At 44.6% G+C, this 17,959-nt stretch carries 15 protein-coding genes and 2 pseudogenes; 5 read left to right on the top strand and 12 right to left on the bottom strand.

The window, feature by feature from the left end; translation table 11 throughout:
- Positions 1-19: 19 nt before the first annotated feature.
- The 9 genes from btuD to OCV19_RS07100 all read right to left on the bottom strand — a co-directional run bounded on the left by btuD (position 20) and on the right by OCV19_RS07100 (position 8,893).
- On the bottom strand, positions 20-778 hold the full coding sequence (gene btuD, locus OCV19_RS07140) for a vitamin B12 ABC transporter ATP-binding protein BtuD (protein ID WP_065677148.1): 759 nt from the start codon (positions 776-778) through the stop codon (positions 20-22).
- Entirely contained in the window at positions 765-1,760 is a 996-nt protein-coding gene (gene btuC, locus OCV19_RS07135; RefSeq protein WP_017070911.1) for a vitamin B12 ABC transporter permease BtuC, read from the bottom strand. The genes btuD and btuC overlap by 14 nt, the downstream gene beginning before the upstream one ends.
- Before the next feature lie 133 nt (positions 1,761-1,893).
- Positions 1,894-2,922 carry a succinylglutamate desuccinylase gene (locus tag OCV19_RS07130; protein ID WP_017057427.1) on the bottom strand — a complete coding sequence of 343 codons (1,029 nt, stop codon included), beginning with the start codon at positions 2,920-2,922 and terminating at the stop codon, positions 1,894-1,896.
- A gap of 268 nt (positions 2,923-3,190) precedes the next feature.
- Positions 3,191-4,987 (bottom strand): M3 family oligoendopeptidase, encoded by a 1,797-nt coding sequence (locus OCV19_RS07125; RefSeq protein ID WP_065677147.1) that lies wholly within the window; start codon positions 4,985-4,987, stop codon positions 3,191-3,193.
- Positions 4,988-5,127: 140 nt separating this feature from the next.
- Positions 5,128-5,745 carry an alpha-ribazole phosphatase family protein gene (gene cobC / locus OCV19_RS07120; protein ID WP_065677146.1) on the bottom strand — a complete coding sequence of 206 codons (618 nt, stop codon included), beginning with the start codon at positions 5,743-5,745 and terminating at the stop codon, positions 5,128-5,130.
- A gap of 9 nt (positions 5,746-5,754) precedes the next feature.
- A complete protein-coding gene (gene cobU, locus OCV19_RS07115; RefSeq protein ID WP_065677145.1) occupies positions 5,755-6,375 on the bottom strand; it encodes a bifunctional adenosylcobinamide kinase/adenosylcobinamide-phosphate guanylyltransferase in 621 nt (206 codons plus the stop codon).
- A 9-nt stretch (positions 6,376-6,384) separates the two neighbouring features.
- On the bottom strand, positions 6,385-7,191 hold the full coding sequence (locus OCV19_RS07110) for an adenosylcobinamide-GDP ribazoletransferase (protein ID WP_065677144.1): 807 nt from the start codon (positions 7,189-7,191) through the stop codon (positions 6,385-6,387).
- Positions 7,191-8,237 (bottom strand): nicotinate-nucleotide--dimethylbenzimidazole phosphoribosyltransferase, encoded by a 1,047-nt coding sequence (gene cobT / locus OCV19_RS07105; protein ID WP_065677143.1) that lies wholly within the window; start codon positions 8,235-8,237, stop codon positions 7,191-7,193. The genes OCV19_RS07110 and cobT overlap by 1 nt, the downstream gene beginning before the upstream one ends.
- A 44-nt stretch (positions 8,238-8,281) precedes the next feature.
- Positions 8,282-8,893: a flavin reductase family protein gene (locus OCV19_RS07100; protein ID WP_052878273.1), complete on the bottom strand. Its 612-nt coding sequence runs from the start codon at positions 8,891-8,893 to the stop codon at positions 8,282-8,284.
- A gap of 700 nt (positions 8,894-9,593) precedes the next feature.
- On the opposite strand from OCV19_RS07100, the gene OCV19_RS07095 reads away from it, so the two are divergent.
- The gene (locus tag OCV19_RS07095) at positions 9,594-10,289 is read left to right on the top strand and encodes an NAD-dependent epimerase/dehydratase family protein (protein WP_065677142.1); all 696 of its coding nucleotides are present in this window, start codon (positions 9,594-9,596) and stop codon (positions 10,287-10,289) included.
- A gap of 185 nt (positions 10,290-10,474) precedes the next feature.
- Complete coding sequence (locus OCV19_RS07090; RefSeq protein WP_065677141.1) at positions 10,475-11,848, top strand: L-cystine transporter; 1,374 nt, start codon at positions 10,475-10,477, stop codon at positions 11,846-11,848.
- 113 nt (positions 11,849-11,961) lie between these two features.
- Here the strand turns inward: OCV19_RS07090 and OCV19_RS07085 are convergent, their stop codons facing one another.
- Together OCV19_RS07085 and OCV19_RS07080 are read right to left on the bottom strand one after the other, a co-directional pair.
- Positions 11,962-12,354: a GlcG/HbpS family heme-binding protein gene (locus OCV19_RS07085; protein WP_065677140.1), complete on the bottom strand. Its 393-nt coding sequence runs from the start codon at positions 12,352-12,354 to the stop codon at positions 11,962-11,964.
- A 9-nt stretch (positions 12,355-12,363) separates the two neighbouring features.
- Positions 12,364-13,374: an aldo/keto reductase gene (locus OCV19_RS07080; protein ID WP_065677139.1), complete on the bottom strand. Its 1,011-nt coding sequence runs from the start codon at positions 13,372-13,374 to the stop codon at positions 12,364-12,366.
- A 132-nt stretch (positions 13,375-13,506) separates the two neighbouring features.
- Here OCV19_RS07080 and OCV19_RS07075 point away from each other — a divergent pair, with 132 nt between their 5' ends.
- From OCV19_RS07075 to OCV19_RS07065, 3 genes and pseudogenes are all read left to right on the top strand, one after another.
- Positions 13,507-14,391 (top strand): LysR family transcriptional regulator, encoded by an 885-nt coding sequence (locus tag OCV19_RS07075; RefSeq protein WP_065677138.1) that lies wholly within the window; start codon positions 13,507-13,509, stop codon positions 14,389-14,391.
- Positions 14,392-14,726: 335 nt separating this feature from the next.
- Positions 14,727-15,488, top strand: a complete 762-nt coding sequence (locus OCV19_RS07070; RefSeq protein WP_065677137.1) for a YdcF family protein — start codon at positions 14,727-14,729, stop codon at positions 15,486-15,488.
- Positions 15,489-15,981: 493 nt separating this feature from the next.
- A pseudogene (locus tag OCV19_RS07065) lies at positions 15,982-16,332 on the top strand (aerolysin family beta-barrel pore-forming toxin); the annotation flags it as partial.
- 39 nt (positions 16,333-16,371) lie between these two features.
- Here OCV19_RS07065 and OCV19_RS07060 read toward each other — a convergent pair.
- Positions 16,372-17,895 (bottom strand): annotated as a pseudogene (locus OCV19_RS07060) (IS3 family transposase).
- Positions 17,896-17,959: the final 64 nt, after the last annotated feature.

The raw sequence follows: 17,959 nt of genomic DNA, 5'->3' as shown, positions 1-17,959 counted from the left end.
AGCTTAACCAATTAGTCTTTTAACCAAACAACAAATAAGTTTGATTGTCGACTGAGATACTTTTGACTTGGGTGTTAAACACGGACTCTAGCTGCTCAGGGGTAAGCACTTCTGCAGCTGTGCCTGATGCTTGAAGTACGCCTTTATCAAGCAGCAACACTTGGTCTGCATGTCTTAGTGTTCTGTTCAAATCATGGTTAGCCATGATCACAGCGATGCCCTTCTCTGCCACTCGTTCAATGAGCTTGTACAACAAGGCTTCTTGAGCAATATCCAGCGGAGCGGCAGGTTCATCAAGGATCAGCAGCTTCGCGTAGGGGTTAAGTGTCGGCCAAATTTGCAGACACATGCCCGCCAAACGAACGCGTTGCCATTCACCACCAGACAGTGTCTGAATTGAACGATGAAGTTTGTCTGCAATGTCTAGCATCTGGCTGATTTCTTCCAAAGCTGCGTTGATTTCAGCCTCAAGGCCATGCGATGAACTTGGCAATGACAACGCAAGGTATTGGAATACTTCCAAGTTGAAGGCTGGCCTTGCGCTTTGGCATAAATAAGCACGATGTAATGATAAATCTTGTAGCGACAGTTGTGACAAATCCTGCCCGTCGAACTTTATATCACCTTTATAGCCATCACCAATGCCAGATATCGCTTCGAGTAAGGTACTTTTACCGCTGCCATTCGGGCCGATAACATGAGTCACCTGCCCTTGCTTGAGCTCGAATGAGAGTGGTAATAAACGAGCACCGACGCTCAGGCTCTTAATTTGAATCATGATTTTTAATTAACATCCAAATGAAGATAGGCGCACCGATACTTGTGGTCATCACACCCAAAGGTAATTCTGCAGAATCGAGTAATGTACGCGCGCAAATATCAGCAAACACCAACAACGCAGCGCCAGCAACGGCAGACAAAGGAAGAAGGTATTTGTTATCAGTACCAATCGCTAAACGCAATAAGTGTGGCACAACCAAGCCAACAAAGCTGATCACGCCACCTAAAGCTACCGCGCAGCCGACTAAAATAGACACAGCGAAAATTAGACGCCAACGTAATCTCGGAACGTTCACACCCAGTTGCGCGGCATGCGTTTCGCCAATCATCAGCTTGTCTAGCTTGCTACCTTGTAGACACAGCCAAATAATCACGGGGATCATCACTAACGTGAGCGAGTGTTGATACCAAGTCACGCCACCTAAGCTGCCCATCAGCCAATACATCAACAAGCGTAGGCTTAAGTCATCACTAAAATAGAACGCCCATGTCACCATCGCACCAGAAAGAATACCTAACGCGACACCCACCAGCAGTAATTTAGCCGTGGTGAGTCGCATCGTTTTTACCATGCTCACTAGAATCACGGTAAAACAGAGTGAGCCTAAAACGGCGGCAATCATGAACAGTTCTGGTGTAGGAGCAAACGGTAAGAAGAACAGTACGATAACCATCGCCAAACTTGCGCCACCAGAAATGCCGAGCACACCTGGCTCTGCTAATACGTTGCCCAATAAGACTTGTAAGCTTGCGCCAGATACGGCTAACCCTGCCCCGATCGCGATCGCTGCTAATAATCGAGGTAAGCGTAAATCAATTAGTAGTTTTTGTTCTAGCGTGGACAATGTGTCCAGAGGGGAAATGAAAAGATCGCCAACCATTAGGTAAATCGCACTCAGCGCGACAAGCAGTGCTGCCATCAGATAAATGGCTCGGGTCCATTTGCGCTGTTTTTGGTGAAGAAGTTGTTGGAAATCCATATCAAGCTACTTTGAAATTGTTCGCGTAACCTTACCTGTATCCCTAAATAAACTCAAGGCTCACACCGTAATGTGAACCTTGATATTTCAACCAGTTGAGCGGTTGTTTTGGTCGTTCTAGTTCGACTAGGTATTAATCGTACACAAGCTGGCCGTGGTCGAATCGTGTTTCAACTTCGCACACCATTAAGGCCGCTCGTTGACCGATAGCCACGTTACGATTTGGGAATACCACCGCTTCGTTTTCATTCTTCGCCATCAATGGCTTATCACCATCATGACCAAACACTTCACCGTGCTTAAATGCCGTAAAGTTCTCAACGTCATCAGAGAACATGAAATCAAAGTCATCGTGCAAACGAACAATGGTTCGGCTTACGCGATATGTTATGGTTTTCTTCGGCAAATGCTCTGGTTCTATTTCAGCAATCAGATTGCGCATTGCCAAATCGAAAGCAGTTAGCTTATCAAGTTGGTTCTCACCAATTCTTGCTACCTGCCCTAGCTCCATTGTCAGTGCTTGGGCTTCGAAGTTTTCAGCGCTGTACCAACTGAAAGTGCTCGTTGGCGCATTCGATAACAACACAGCTTCAACGTGAGCACTGTTGATGAAGTCGAACAAAGCTTTGCTGCGAACTTCGTGGCGAACCTTAGGGCTTACGGCGAAAGAGTAATGCTTAGACAAACGGATCGCACAGTGCAGATCTAAGTGCCAACGAGTGGCAGGTACCGTTTCTTTGTAAAACTCAGTCACCAAGTACTTAAGGTTCTTCGCGATATCCACTTCTCGGTTGCTTTCGTGCTGTTTTTCATCAAACAGACGGTTCATATTCACATCAAGAAAACGAGTATGCGCGTTGGTTGCTTCCGGGTGAGCAATGATGAATAAACATCTTGCTGTCACTACTTGGAAGCCTGTTTCAATATCCTCAATGAGCTTATCAATCAGCTCCATTGGTGAAGTTTCGTCGCCATGAACACCTGTTGAAAAGATGATATTCTTGGTTTCAGAATTGTACTCTGCGGGAATCACTTCCAATACACCGCGTTGATGAAGCTTAATTTGAACACCGTTACTCAGTACGGTCTGTCCTGCAACCACTTCTTGCTCAAGATCTAGGCTGTCAAAAAGAAATGATTGGCGAAAGAGGGTCTTCGTCATGCGCTACTCCTTAATTGCACGGCCGTATGTTAATAAATTGTACATAGAAATTGTGTTGCTAGGATCGCACTTATCAATAGAAACTCCGTTATCACTCACAAATACTACCCATATATTTTTGTATTACCTGCTGATTTTACTAACCGACATCTGTTCCAAATAACTTTCTCTATTTAAAGCAGCTTTTGGTTGTCTCAGGTCATCTCAGCAAGATAAGAGCCACGTAAGCTAACACAGCTCTTACCTGCCATGAACAGATTGAGATCAATTAATCTTCCTGATCGAGCAATCTTTCAAATTCATCGATTTGAACTTTGACCATGTCGATGCTTTGTTGCCAAAAATCAGCTTGAGTCAGATCCATACCAAGGTGCTTTTGAACGACTTCTTCCGCCATCATGCTGCCTGTATCACGAAGCAACGACACGTAATCGCCGTAAAATTGCTCGCCTTTCGCATCTCGCTGAGCATAAACACCTTTGCTGAATAGGTAACCAAACAAGTATGGGTAGTTGTAGAAGCTTACTTGAGAGATACTGAAGTGCAGCTTGCTCGCCCAGAAGTAAGGGTCGGCTTCTGTCATTGCATCGCCGTACCACTCTTTCCAAGTCGTTTCCATCAAGTCACACAGCTGCTGAGCCGTTAGCTCGCCTTTTTCACGCTGCTCGTAGAAGGCTTTTTCAAACTCAAAACGAACGGGAATGTTCACCATTAATGCCAAAGAAGAAGAAAGCTCTTCCCACAGCATTTCAAGTTTCTCATTACGTGTTTGTGCTTGTTTTAACAAATGGTCTCGAACGATGTTCTCTGCAAAAATTGAAGCGGTTTCTGCTAGCGTCATTGGGTAGCGTGTTTGACACAACGGCATGTCTTTCATCACCCAGTTGTGGAACGCGTGGCCTAGCTCGTGTGCCAATGTCATTAAATCTGAGCGGCTACCGCTCCATGTCATGAACACAAGCGGTGTGCGTGTCGCAGCAAACTTGGTGCAGTACGCGCCTAAACGTTTGTTGGCAGCTGGTGCGGCATCAATCCAACCGTTCTCAACCATCAAAGTGACGAAATCAGCCATCTCTGGATTTACTTCTGCGAACGCAGTTTTGATCACTTCGATCGCTTCATCAAATGGGTAAACCTTAGATTCAGCGTCACCCAGCGGTGGCATCGCAGCTAAATGATTCCAAGGCTTCATTTCATCGAGACCGTGAACTCTTGCCATCAACAAACCCGCTTTCTGACCAACAGCTCGATTTGCTTTTGCTACCGACATCATGGTGTCTAGCGTTTCTGGCACAATGCGGCTGCCGTGTAGGCTTGGATCTAGGAAATGCACATCGCTAATCTTCGAGCGCTTTTTGTTTTCAGTCAGTCGCCAACCCGCCAATGCATTTAGAATCGAAGCAAAAGACTCTTGATGCGTTTTCATTGCGCCTTGAACCGCGCGCCATGCTGGTTCTTGTTTGTCGAATTCGCTACCGTACAACAGGCTCGCGGCTTGTGAAAAGCCTAGGGCTTCCTCTTCACCGTCCAGCTTTAGCGACAGTTTTAAAGAACCGGTTAGGTTATCGTATAAACGACCCCATCCGTCACGGCCATCAACCTTCATCGCCGCTAACAATTGCTCTTCGGCAACACTGAGTCGGCTGCTTGATAACTTGCGAGAGCTTTCAATCGCAAAACGTTGGCCTGCTACGTCCGCACTCTCATGCTCTAATACTGCATCAATAAATTCTGGTTCTGCGTGAATTAACGTGTCTTCGTAAGGGCTGAACGCTTGAGACATTTCAGAGTTCAGCTTCGCAACTCGACCAAGCAGTGCTTTAGCTTCTGTGTGTGTCGCATCGACCGATGCGTGACAATTCGCGAAAGTGTTGATCGTGCTTAGTAGCGTGCCTGCCGCTTCTGAAGTCTGAATCGCGTTTTGCATCGCTAGAATGATATGACGCTTTTCAACGTGTAGGTTCAACAGCTCAATGCACTGCTGAATGAGTTCAATGTCCTGTTCGATTTTTGCATCATTAAGATCGCTATAAGCAATACTTAGATCCCAACTTGGTGTTGTCATGACTAAATTCCTTTCACGTAGGTAGTAATACCAATCAGGTATAGCGGCTGTGAACGCCGCTTTATACTTCTATTTATATTTCTGTTTCTATTTACAGTTCTAATAGATTGTTAATTCTTAAAACCGTGTATTTTTAACACTCAGAGAACAGGTAGCCCTATTGATTTAACGCTGATAAAACTCTGCGCAAACTGAGTGATTTGAATATGCGTTATCGATGCGTTTTCTATCGATAACTTCGAGTACAAACTCGGATTTTTCCAATCAATATCAAGGCAGTGCGCTAACAATATGCGAATCACACCACCATGAGTAACCAACAATATATTGTCACTTGGATCATTCAAAAGTTGCGACCAAGCTTGAGTTACTCTGTCGTGGAAGCCCTTTAAACTTTCTGCGCCAGTTAATTGATGATTAGCAGGATCTTGCCAAAAGGTTTCTAACATTCCCCACTTGTCTTCAAGTTCATCAAATGGGACACCATCAACTTCACCGAAGTTCATTTCCTGAAAGTCTGGTGCAACTGATAAAGGCACTGACATACGCTCTGCATACAAGTTTGCTAGATCACCGCATCGTTTTAATGGCGAGGTAACCACGCTATCAAAGGTAATGCCTTGTGTCGCAAGCGCCTCACATATCTGTTCTTGAAGCTCAGGGTTGACCAGCACATCAGATAAACCATTGAGTGCCGATTTTCCGTCGACTTTGCCATGTCTTAGTAGATAGATGTTTTTGGTTGTTCCATTGACCATATGTGCGACCTAGCCTTGATTATCAAGCAAGTGATTAGATGGTTTTAAGTGCAGCGGCAATCCGGCAGCGACCAGCGTGACGCGTTCAACGACGCGAGCTAGCGCTTGGTTCATTCGCCCTGCATTGTCTACAAACAAACGCGATACTTTACCCAAAGGCACTACACCTAAACCGACTTCGTTAGACACCATGATAATTTGCGCCGGGCTTTGCTCGACGCTTTTGACCAATACTTCAACCACGGCTTCAACCTGTTCATTGGTTGCATCGTCACCCAGTTCAAATATCATGTTGTTCAGCCACAAGGTTAGGCAGTCAATCAATACCACATCTTCTTTCTCAAAAGACTGCAGTGCTTCAGCTAATTCGACAGGCACTTCATGCTCAATCCACTGCTCACCACGACGTTGTTGATGGTGCGCGATTCGTTCTCGCATTTCGTCGTCCAAATAAGTGGCCGTTGCAATATAGTTAAGGCGTCCATTTGAACATGCTTCAAGCGCACATAATGCTTGTTGCTCTGCAAAACTCGACTTGCCAGAACGAGCTCCACCCAATACCAAATGGCTGTTTCGCTGACTTGCTTGATTAATTTGATTAGCTTGAAAAGTTTGATTCGTGTTGGTCATAGGAAGCCGTTATAGAAAGCCATTGTAAAATGCAGTAATGAATACAAGGTAAGTCAGCAGCTCCATTAACTGTTGAGCCGCCCCCAAGCAGTCACCAGTAAAGCCACCAATACGAGCCGTTAACCACTTTTTGAAACCTGTTCTGAACAAATAGGCGACGACAGATAAAACCAAAGCGAATTCAAGACCAAACCACAGGCTAGGCAGCACGCCTACCAGCAATAAGAAGGTAAGTTCACCTTTGGTTTGCTTGTTGGCCAATGGTTTACTTTTACTGGTATCTAAATCGCTGACATAAGGCATGTCGTAAATTAGCGATGCAGCAATCGCGCGGCTAAAGGTATAACTGGTCACGATAACCATAAACAGAGCCGTCATGTTGACCAGCTCATTCAACAACACCCACTTGCCAAGCAAAGCCATAACCAGTGCAGACGCGCCATAAGTACCGATTCGACTGTCTTTCATGATGGTCAAGCGGCGTTCTAGAGTCATGCCGCCACCAATGCCATCCGCCATATCAGTCAAACCATCTTCATGGAATGCACCTGTGAGCATCAGGCTAAAACTCATCATCAAGAAAATCGCCACTGCACTCGGCAGTACCGTATCAAGTAGCAAAAACACACCGCCACATAGAACACCAATTAACAAACCAACCGATGAAAAGTAGCGACCAGAACGGTTCATTCGCTCCGATGAATAGGGCGTGTTCTTTGGCATTGGCAAGCGAGAAAAGAAGCCCATCGCCAGTGCAAACAGCTGCCACTGATGGGTGACTCGATCTTTCAACGATATTTCTGGTAAATCACTCATTAAACCGTGACTCCGGCACTTTCGAAGCTCGCCATGTTGTTATAAAACTCGGCTGCCGCACGAATAATTGGCATAGCTAGCGCAGCACCTGTGCCCTCGCCTAATCTCAATCCAAGATCGAGCAGTGGCTCAGCGTCGAGCAGTTCTAACAGAATTTTGTGCCCCGACTCTTCAGAGCGATGTGCGAAGATCATATAGTCTCGGCAGTTTGGTTCAATTAAAGTCGCGACATACGCCGCAACCGACACGATAAAGCCATCGACTAATACTGGTGTTTTGTTCTGGTAAGCACCAAGGAAGCCTCCCACCATTTGAACGATTTCATAGCCGCCTACTTGTGCGAGTACCTCTTTGATCCCTTTAACTTCTTTAAGCTCCAAGCCTTTGCAACGCGCGACACCTTGCTCAACCACAGCCACTTTACGTGCAAGCTGTTCATTGTTGATGCCAGTGCCTAGGCCAACACACTCCGCTGCAGCACGATTCGCTAATGCACTTAAGATCGCTGATGCGCTGCTGGTATTTCCGATACCCATTTCACCAAACATGATGATATTGGTGCCATTCGAAATGGTTCTAGATACAAGCTCTGTACCCAGTTCAATCCCACGTTCAACCGTTTCTAAACTCATTGCCGCCTCATTGGCAAAGTTATTGGTTCGCGTACCCAAACGCTGAGAGATCAACATGTCACTGTCTGATTCAACAGGCAACAATATCCCCGTGTCGACTACCGTGATATCGATGTTATTCACCGCACAGAAACAATTGATCGCCGCGCCACCGCTTAAGAAATTCAACACCATCTGTTGTGTGACGGCACTTGGGGCAATACTCACGCCTTCGTCAGCAATGCCATGGTCGCCAGCAAAAATGATGATACTTGGCTTGTTCAATTCAATGTGTTCGACCGCAGCTTCTTTGCCTTGGCTCTGAATCAATGCCAGTTGATGTGCGACTTTTTCGAGTAAACCAAGGGCACCGAGTGGCTTGGTTTTTTGGTCAATTCGGTGTTGGATATACTGCGAGTATTGGGTATCTAACATAGTTTTTAAAAACGCTTATTCTGGGTACGTTGATTTAGGGACTGCTACTTAGGGCGTGCGACAGAGAACACATTGGAAAGCGTCGCGTATTCACCGCCACCAAGTCGAGACAGTGGGTCCAAGGCCAACGCATCAACCTTAAGACGTTCACTCTCTTTGTCGATCACGTCTTCGGAAATGTACACGGTTTCGACTTGAGCAAAGATAAGGCTTTGTGGCACTTCTCCAACCTCTTTTACTTCGTACAAGGTGCATCCAAAAGCGACCGCGCACTCTTTCAATCTCGGTAAAGAGAAGCCTTCAAATTCAACCAGGTCAATGTTATTCGCGGTGACTTCCGAATCACCATGTTCAAGGGTAGCTGCTGTCGCCGTCATGGTTTCGGCAGAACTTGAAGAAGCAATGTGAATCACTAGCTTACCCGTTTCTAGGGCATTACGAGTGGTATCTTTGATTTCGCCGGACGGCTTCTTCCCAACCGATAACATCAGTAACGGCGGATTACTAGAAACAGGCGTGAAATAAGAGAAAGGCGCGAGGTTGTACTCTTGGTCAGAAGATTCCGTCAATGCCCACGCAATCGGGCGAGGAACAACGGTTTGTGTCATCAGGTGATAAATCTGAGTGGGAGCAAGAGTATCAAGCTTGAGGTTCATAGCACGTCCTTGGTCTATGTGAATTACGACTCAGTTTACGTGTTAAGCAAGGCTGTATCCATGGCTATGTGGCAGAAACCGCAGAGAGTGTTCTTAATTTAAACAGATCACACTGGTTTTTTCTCAAATTGACAGTCAAATTGACGAACCCTAAAACACAAATAATACTGATAATAGATTTATCAATAACTTACATTTTGGCATCGTTTATGCTTTATCTAAATTACTTATTAATCTCTCCATTGATAAGTACCCATACAGTGAATGCCCACAACACTGACGCTACACGAAGAAAGACAATCGATTGAAAGACAAAACAGAACAACGATTTAGGAGGTGTAATGATTCCAAATTCAAGTAAAAGAAAACCAAATAAATCAAGTAAGAAAGCTAGCAAAAAGGTAAGGAAAACCCCACTGTCCTTTACCTAGTAAGAAGCAAGAAAAGTAACAAAGCCCGTCGCCCAGCGGGCTTTGTTATGTTTAACGCCTAACTTAAGTTTCAAACCGCATTTATCTTTCCCACCGCCATTATGTTTCATATCGTACTTATGCGTCGAGCCAAACTAAATCATCTCTTTTTCCATAAACAGGCGACTCCCCACATACTACTGACCACTCGTTTAACAAACTTTTATTCGCTTAAAATTCAAGCACTGTTTATATTAAACAAGCACTTGTGGAGTGAAGAAGGGATTAAAATGAGCATTTCTGGAGACAAAACATCGGTCGTGGTGGCTGGTGCAACAGGGTTAATTGGTCATCATGTGATGAAGTTGCTCATCGATGAACCCGCCGTTGATCATATCTATGCCCTATCTCGCCGAGCGTTAGATTCACAGTTTGATTCCAACAAGCTCTATACTCTTATTCACAGCGACCTGCAAGTTACCAGTTGGGATGACACGAATGCGACGCCTAATCTTGGCGTTATCTGCTTAGGTACAACTAAGAAAAAGGCAGGATCAAAAGAAGCGCTTCGCAAAATCGATGTGGAACTGGTTAGCCAAGTCGCACAGTCGATAAAGTTTCTTGGGGTTCAACGCGTAGCGGTCGTTTCTAGCTATGGCGCTTCACCAGATTCCTATTCGCACTACCTTCGTTGCAAAGGGCAAATGGAGCAAAACTTAAAACGTATTGGCTTCAAGCAGCTATTCATCGCACGTCCTGGGCCGCTGGTTGGTGAGCGTGATGAACCAAGATCTGATGAAAAACTCCTGCAAAGTGTCTTTCCTCTGCTGTCTCCGTTTATGTTTGGTAAGTTCAAAAACCTACGCCCTATTCAGTCGGAAGACGTAGCCAAAGCAATGTTGTTCCGGTTATTCGAAAATAATTTCCAAAATATCGAAATTTACTCGTCAAGTGACATGCTCAATTTATTGGCAAAATATCGCTAAAAAGCTCACCTATTCATCACAATGTTGAATATCCACCCATCCTATTGAGTGGATATTACTAATCGTTCTAATAAATTACTTTTCCTTATTTTACGTTTTGTTACAGGTCGCTACTGTAGCTAACAGTATTCGCGCCCATATATCTAAGTGCCCTATCGATCTAAAGAAATTCATAAGGAAAACAAATGTCATTTTCAGCTATCGCTGCCTTAGCGGTATTCACTGGTATCCTCTTTTTTCTCTACGGACAGCAGAAAAAAGAAAACACACTTTCTCGCCTCGTTTTACTCGGTTTAGTATTTGGTAGCGCATTTGGTCTTGGTCTACAGCTGTTATTTGGTGAAGGCAACCCGGTCATCAACGAAACACTAGACTGGGTAAACATTGTTGGCCGTGGTTATGTTGGCCTACTAAAAATGGTGATCATGCCATTAGTATTGGTTTCAATGATTGCCGCAGTAGTGAAGCTTGAAAAAGGCGGTTCACTGGGCAAGATTTCTGGCATCACCATTTCTGTACTGCTAGCAACAACCGCGATTTCTGCGATTGTTGGTATTGTTGTGACTCAAGCATTCGGCTTATCTGCTGAAGGTTTAACAGAGGGCGCGCGTGAAACAGCTCGTATCGCAACACTAGAAAGCCGCATGGGAAACGTGTCTGACCTAACTATTCCACAAATGCTGATTAGCTTCATTCCAACTAACCCGTTTGCTGATCTAACCGGCGCTCGCTCTACGTCTATCATCGCGGTGGTTATCTTCGGTGTGCTTACAGGCATTGCTGCTCGTAAAGTAATGGCAGAGAAAGAAGAACTAGAATCTCCAATCCGTACTTTCGTTGAAGCGGCACAATCTATCGTTATGCGCTTAGTTAAGATGATCATGGCACTCACGCCATACGGCATCGCAGCGTTAATGGCGAAGGTAGTGGCAACATCAAGTGCTTCTGACATCCTAAGCCTACTGGGTTTCATCGTTGCATCTTACGTTGCGATTCTACTGATGTTCGTTGTACACGGTGTGTTGGTTTCTTTTGTTGGTGTAAACCCGAAAGAGTACTTCCAAAAGATCTGGCCTGTCCTAACGTTCGCTTTCACGTCTCGTAGTTCTGCCGCAACGATTCCACTGAACGTTGAAGCTCAAATCACTAAGCTTAACGTGCCACCAGCGATTGCTAACCTGTCTGCCTCTTTCGGTGCGACGATTGGTCAAAACGGTTGTGCGGGTATCTACCCTGCAATGCTAGCAGTAATGGTTGCACCTACGGTTGGCATTGACCCAATGGACATCAACTTCATTCTGTCTCTGATTGCTATTATCACAGTGAGCTCATTCGGTATTGCTGGCGTAGGTGGCGGTGCAACGTTCGCGGCACTTATCGTACTTCCTGCTATGGGCCTTCCTGTAACGATTGCAGCACTGCTTATCTCTATCGAGCCCCTTATCGATATGGCACGTACAGCGCTTAACGTATCTGGTGCAATGACAGCCGGTACGATCACAAGCCGCCTATTGGGTAAGAAAGACAAGCAACAAGATCTGGAACAAGCGAACGCTTAATGGGTTCGATTGATTCAAGCACTTGAGTCTCGTTAAACAAAAAACCGATGCACATGCATCGGTTTTTTATTATCTGTTACTTCTAACTTCCATTACTTCACAAGCAACAGCACTTAGAGCACACGTTGAATCACTTTTTCGGCAAGTGCTTCATCGTCATCTTCACTCAACCCGCTGATACCAATAGCACCAATCACCTGCCCCTTTAACTCAATAGGAACACCACCTTTAAAGCCAGTGATCTTTGAGTTGGTCCAGTAACTTAAGTCTTTACCAGTTTCTCTCGCCCAAGCACCTAAGTTACCACTTGGCTGTCTATCTCTTGCAGATGTATAAGCTTTGTTCTGTGCTAACAATCCGGCTTGAACACTCACATTATCCATGCGAATAAACGCCAGTAACTCACCGTGCGTATCACACACGCTCACCGCAATTGCTTGTTGATTACGCTCAGCAATGTCGAGAGCGTTAGACACCAGTTGTTGCGCGATCTTTTGATTCAACATATTCATTCCTTATGGCAGTGCTTGACCACGTGAGTACACATATAAGTTGTACCACTCTTCACGAGACAGGTTTATCTGAGTCGCGACTGCCGAAGCTTTGATTCGCTCTAGATTTGTGGTGCCAATTACAGGTTGGATACGAGCAGGGTGACGAAGCAAAAATGCCAACACGATCGCTTCACTTTCTACGCCATATTGGTTCGCTAACTGAGCCACGTAGTGCGCTGTCTTTTTCACGTTTTCATGTTCTGAATACAAACCTTGCTCAGCAAATCGGCCTTGTGCCAAACAACCCCAAGCTTGCAGTTGGATGTTATTCATTTGGCAATGCTCTAGCGTGCCTGCGGCGAAGTCTGATTGATGGTACCCTTGTGAGTTAATCATCACCCCATCATTCAACCAATCCAACTTGGCTAAGCTCATCTCAACCTGATTCGCGACAATGGGTTGCCCGAGCGCAGATTGCAGGTACTGAATTTGCTGGCTGTTCATGTTCGACACACCAAAGAAATCGACCTTACCTTGCGCTTTTAAGTTCTCTAACGTTCTTGCTAGCTCATCAAGTTCCATCAATGGATCAGGACGATGCAATAACAGCACATCGAGCTTTTCAGTATTCAAACGGTCGAGAATACCGTCTACCGATTGGCTTACCCAATCAGCCGAAAAATCATAGCGACCAACATTGCCCCCGCCTTCAAAACGAATCCCACACTTAGATTGAATGAACACCTGCTCTCGCAGTTCAGGCGCTTGTTGTAATGCTTGACCAAAGGCTTGCTCAGCTTTGCTGAAGGTATAGATATCAGCATGGTCAAACAGGTTAATTCCCGACTCTAGTGCTGTGTCAATTACGCTACGTGTTTGAGCCACATCCGCACTCGTCACTGGATTATCATTCCAGCCACCACCTAACCCCATGCAGCCATAGGCAACTTGCCCAACATTCGGCAGATAATTTGATAATGGAATACTCTTTTGGGCATTCGTTTTATTTGTAGATTCAATGCTGTTCGTCATATCGATTCTCACTTAGAAGATTTGCTGACCAGAAATATGCCTCTATCATATTGTTCTTTTTAAAAAACAGAATATGCTAGTTACGAAATGATTGTTTGATATGACGAACAATAGATTGGTAGGAATGCGCGAATGAACGAACACAAAAGAATAGAACGACTGATCCTGTTTGTAGAACTTGCTCAGCAACTCAACTTTACCAAGGCAGCCGAAAAGCTCGGTATCTCTAAGAGCTACCTTTCTGAGCAGATCAAACGTTTAGAGAACGATTTACAGTGCCCGCTTTTGGTCAGAACCACGCGCAGTGTTCGTTTAACCCAAGAAGGCGAACGCGCCTTACAACAAGGCTTAACGATTCGCTCTCAAGTCTTACAGCTTGAACGCAGCGTTTCAGAGCAACATGACATCGTAAAAGGTCTATTACGCCTCACCGCGCCAAAGATGTTTACTGAGGTATATCTATTCGATATCTGCCAACAGTTTAGGCAACACTATCCAGAAATCCGCTTCGTGATAAACAGTAGCTACACCAACTTTAATCTCAACCAAGATGATATCGATATTGCGTTTCGTGCCACTAATACGCCACCTGACAACATGGTGGCGAAACACTTGATTAGCTATCAGCATGATTTAGTCGCGACTCCTGGTTATCTTGATCAATTTGGTCGCCCTACCAATGTGAGTGACTTGAGTGATCATCAATGCTTAGCAACGCTGCACCAAACCGAGTGGCCTTTAAAATCGGCAAATATTGATGTGTCCGGTTGGCTTTCAAGCAATGACAACCACTTGCTCAAACAACAAGCTATGGCAGGCAGTGGCATCATCCGTATCGCAAGTTATTACGTCGCGAAAGAGGTCGAGCTTGGAGAATTAGAGCGAGTGCTGCCTGATGAATGTCTGCAACAAGGCAACAGTATTTACCTTTTCTATCCGCAAGTTATTTATCCGGCAAAGAAACACCAAGTGTTCGTTAAATTTGTTCAGCATTACTTCGAAAACTTGAGAGCTTGATAATTTAAGAGCTTGAAGATTTGGTAGTTTAAGAATATGAAAGCTGAGTTAACGAGTTGAAGAAACGGAAACCGATGAACAGATAAATCAAATAACACGAAATAAGGTTTAAATAACCCTCTTGATTTATATACCTATATTTAGAATGGTATTATCGAACAATAATAAAGCGATTTTTTCGAATGCTCTCATCGATGATTGTTCTTGATAGAAAGAAATCGTGCATTTGTTCAATAATACAATGAGTTATCTATGAATGATTAACATAACTGATATATGATGCACCGCTTCAGTATGTCACATCATCTTGGCACCAGTTCGATAACAGGATCCTCATGAGCTTTATTATATTATTACTTCTTCTGCTATTCGTAGGCTTTACACGTTTACTTCAGTGGCGAAAAACCTCTCTGTTTTTATCTCTTGTTCTTATATCGTCATTTGTGTTGATTGGTTCAGGCTTAATTCCTCGTTACTTACTGAACGACCTACAAGCCGATTACGAAAGTAAGCCTGATATCCAATGGTCTGACAATAACGCTATTGTTCTTCTGGGTGCGGGAACGCAGTTAATTAAAAGCACGCAAGAGTTCGAGCCAGCCTTTTTCTCTTTCGGCAGAATCAACGAAGCCGCAAGCCGATATAAAGATTGCGCCATAGCCCAAACCACATGCAAAGTGATCATCAGTGGTGGCGATGCACAAAATAACGGTGTTACCGAAGCAGAAGTTTATCAACAACAATTGCTGAGACTTGGCGTTCCGATGGGTGACATCATTCAAGAGCCAAATAGTGTCAACACTTGGAAGAATGCACAGCTCACTAGTGACCTAATGAAGCATCATAAATTCGACAACATTGTGTTGGTTTCATCTGGCCTGCATATTCGTCGTAGCGAGCTCTACTTCAACCACTTCGGCTTGAATGTTATTCCAGTGAGAGCCGACTATATGGCCGCTCAAATTTCATGGTTGCCACTATGGTACAACTTTGCGGTTACAGATTTTGCTTTGCATGAACAGATTGGCTTTGCTCGTTACAATATCTACAACTTTATGGGTTGGAACAGCAAACGCGAAAAGCCAGGTGATGCTTAATCACGTTCAATTGAGTTAACTAGAGCCATATAAAACAAAGATGCAGCAATAATCGAACGGTTGTTGGCTGCATTTTTTGATCCTGCCTATCACAACACCGTTTCTTATTCTCATTTACGTCTTTTCTTACCATTCGGCAACCATTCCTGCTAGCTAATCACTCAGCCAATTTCCCAAATAGCAAGGCTACGAAAATATAAATGTCCAACAATCAACCACCTAATATTTTGATAGTTGAAACTAATTGAAAACAATCGAGATAAACCTTTATCAAACAACAAGCCAGTCAACATAACCAACTGATAATTATAAGTATTTATTTTCAATTCATTTCAGTATTTTTGGCATTGTTTTATATGACAAAGTACACCCCGCTAGAGTCCCTCGGCTTTAAATAATATCAATAAAATCTAATAACTCGATTCTAATAACTCGATTCTAATAACTCGATTCTAATAAAAATAGCCAAATAATGGCATTTAGGAACTTATTAATGATTAACGTCAGTAAAACCATTCTATTTAGCACTGCCCTATCGGTAATATCCTTTACTGCTCATGCGAAGATATACTCAGACCAAATCGTCTTAGACAAACTTGGAGAAGATATCTGTCGTTTCGACTATCGCGCTCTCAACAATTCAGAAGCTCAAGAACACAAAACAGCCCTGATATCCCGCATGAATGTTTGGGACATTGTTGGCCTTCAGCATGATTGGGTGATCATGGGCTCCGGCTATCATGGCCTCATTAAACCAGGTCAACCAAGCGACAAAACCTGGTGCTACCCTAATACACCAGAAGCGGGCTTGCCATACTACGAAGCACAAGCTATTCAAGAGAACCGGTGTTTTTCAAGGTAGTTGTCATCATTTGCTTGCTTATTAAGCAGCTTCTCTTTCTGGATTTAGGTGAACGTCACCAACAGGCGCACAGTTCCTGATATCACCAGACCACCGCTCAGGCTTTCGCTGTTTTGCAGCGAGCAATACCTCTACACGACGCTTCAAGATCTCTTTATCTTTTCCATTGTGACGCTCTGAAGGCGTGACGTAATTTAGCTGACTGTGCTTGTGCTCGGTGTTGTACCAGCGTACGAAGGCTTCAACCCAACTTCGGCTACTATCGATTGTTTCAAAGCCCTTTGTTGGCCAGCTTGGCATGTACTTTACCGTGCGGAACAATGACTCAACATACGGGTTATCATCACTGACTCTTGGGCGACTATACGATGAAGTAATACCTAACTCTTCCATTTTGGCTTTGAACGTCAACGACTTCATCGGCGCACCATTATCGGAGTGAAGAACCAGCGCTTGATTGAAGCACTGCTCTCGCATCAACGTTCGTTGCAGAAGTTGTGACGCCAGCTCACCGCATTCATGCTCATACACTTCATAACCAACAATTTTTCGACTGTAGATGTCCTCAATGACATACAGGTAATAATGTTGGCCTCGAACTTTTGAAGGTAAGTAAGTGATATCCCACGTATAGACTTGGTTCGAGTCCGTCGCTGTGTAACTGGTTGGCTTCGCTTGCTTCTGTCTGCTCCGCTGACGACCTCGTTTGTGAAGTTGCCCTGCGTACTCAACACTCGGTAGTAGCTCGACTCAGAGGCGATATACTCACCTCTATCAAGCAGTGTCGGGACGATTTGAGTTGGAGGCAAGCTTGCGAACTCAGAGCGGTTACACACCTCGATTATCGCATCACGCTCTTCCTGCGACAGCTTGTTAGCAGGCTCAGGTCTGAGGCATATTGGCCTTTTGTCAGCTTGAACTTCACCTTGCTGATACCAGCGACGATACGTTCTCAAGTCGATTTGAACTTCATGGCAAGCTGGCTCTAAACGACATCCGCATTGCTTCGCTTCAAGGATAAGAGTCACTATGGTCTGCCTTTCATCGGTTGAGGTTAGTCGTCCTCTGGCTCTTCCCCGGGCTCTCAGCTTTTTCTTAGTACCAAGAGAGCCGTTTCAGCGAGTGCTTTTCTTTGAGTCGTAAATCTTTCTTCAACTCTTTGATTTCAAGTTTGTCAGCTTTAGCCTGCTTCTTTGCTTCAGCTTCCTGCTCTTTACTCGACTTAAACCCTTGCATACAATCGCTGCGCCAGCTTTGGATTTGCTCTGGAAAAAGACCTTTTTCACGACAATATTGGCTGAGTTCACTTTCTGTCATTGAGTAGGTTTCAGCGACGATGGCGAGTTTAGTTTGAGCAGACCACTGCTCTGATGAAGTGTTGCTATTTGGCACTGCGGCTCCTGAACGTCTGAGTTGCTTGCGCCAATGATACAGGGTCGCAGTGCTAATTCCTTCCTCTTCCGACACTTCTTTAACTGACATTGAATATGGAGGCAACAGCTTCTTCAATATAGCTTCTTTTCTTTCTACTGAGATACGAGACACAATTACTCTTTATCGCCCAAACTGGTTAAATTTTAACAGTGACAACTACCCTGCCAGATAGGGG

It is taken from the genome of Vibrio celticus, assembly GCF_024347335.1.
Taxonomy (GTDB): Bacteria; Pseudomonadota; Gammaproteobacteria; order Enterobacterales; family Vibrionaceae; genus Vibrio; species Vibrio celticus.
This window is presented reverse-complemented; position numbering and strand designations above follow the sequence as displayed.

What these genes read in the sequence shown, in the direction of transcription:
- btuD (WP_065677148.1), bottom strand. Translation starts at nt 778, where the DNA reads ATGATTCAAATTAAGAGCCTGAGCGTCGGTGCTCGTTTATTACCACTC.
- btuC (WP_017070911.1), bottom strand. Translation starts at nt 1,760, where the DNA reads ATGGATTTCCAACAACTTCTTCACCAAAAACAGCGCAAATGGACCCGA.
- OCV19_RS07130 (WP_017057427.1), bottom strand. Translation starts at nt 2,922, where the DNA reads ATGACGAAGACCCTCTTTCGCCAATCATTTCTTTTTGACAGCCTAGAT.
- OCV19_RS07125 (WP_065677147.1), bottom strand. Translation starts at nt 4,987, where the DNA reads ATGACAACACCAAGTTGGGATCTAAGTATTGCTTATAGCGATCTTAAT.
- cobC (WP_065677146.1), bottom strand. Translation starts at nt 5,745, where the DNA reads ATGGTCAATGGAACAACCAAAAACATCTATCTACTAAGACATGGCAAA.
- cobU (WP_065677145.1), bottom strand. Translation starts at nt 6,375, where the DNA reads ATGACCAACACGAATCAAACTTTTCAAGCTAATCAAATTAATCAAGCA.
- OCV19_RS07110 (WP_065677144.1), bottom strand. Translation starts at nt 7,191, where the DNA reads ATGAGTGATTTACCAGAAATATCGTTGAAAGATCGAGTCACCCATCAG.
- cobT (WP_065677143.1), bottom strand. Translation starts at nt 8,237, where the DNA reads ATGTTAGATACCCAATACTCGCAGTATATCCAACACCGAATTGACCAA.
- OCV19_RS07100 (WP_052878273.1), bottom strand. Translation starts at nt 8,893, where the DNA reads ATGAACCTCAAGCTTGATACTCTTGCTCCCACTCAGATTTATCACCTG.
- OCV19_RS07095 (WP_065677142.1), top strand. Translation starts at nt 9,594, where the DNA reads ATGAGCATTTCTGGAGACAAAACATCGGTCGTGGTGGCTGGTGCAACA.
- OCV19_RS07090 (WP_065677141.1), top strand. Translation starts at nt 10,475, where the DNA reads ATGTCATTTTCAGCTATCGCTGCCTTAGCGGTATTCACTGGTATCCTC.
- OCV19_RS07085 (WP_065677140.1), bottom strand. Translation starts at nt 12,354, where the DNA reads ATGTTGAATCAAAAGATCGCGCAACAACTGGTGTCTAACGCTCTCGAC.
- OCV19_RS07080 (WP_065677139.1), bottom strand. Translation starts at nt 13,374, where the DNA reads ATGACGAACAGCATTGAATCTACAAATAAAACGAATGCCCAAAAGAGT.
- OCV19_RS07075 (WP_065677138.1), top strand. Translation starts at nt 13,507, where the DNA reads ATGAACGAACACAAAAGAATAGAACGACTGATCCTGTTTGTAGAACTT.
- OCV19_RS07070 (WP_065677137.1), top strand. Translation starts at nt 14,727, where the DNA reads ATGAGCTTTATTATATTATTACTTCTTCTGCTATTCGTAGGCTTTACA.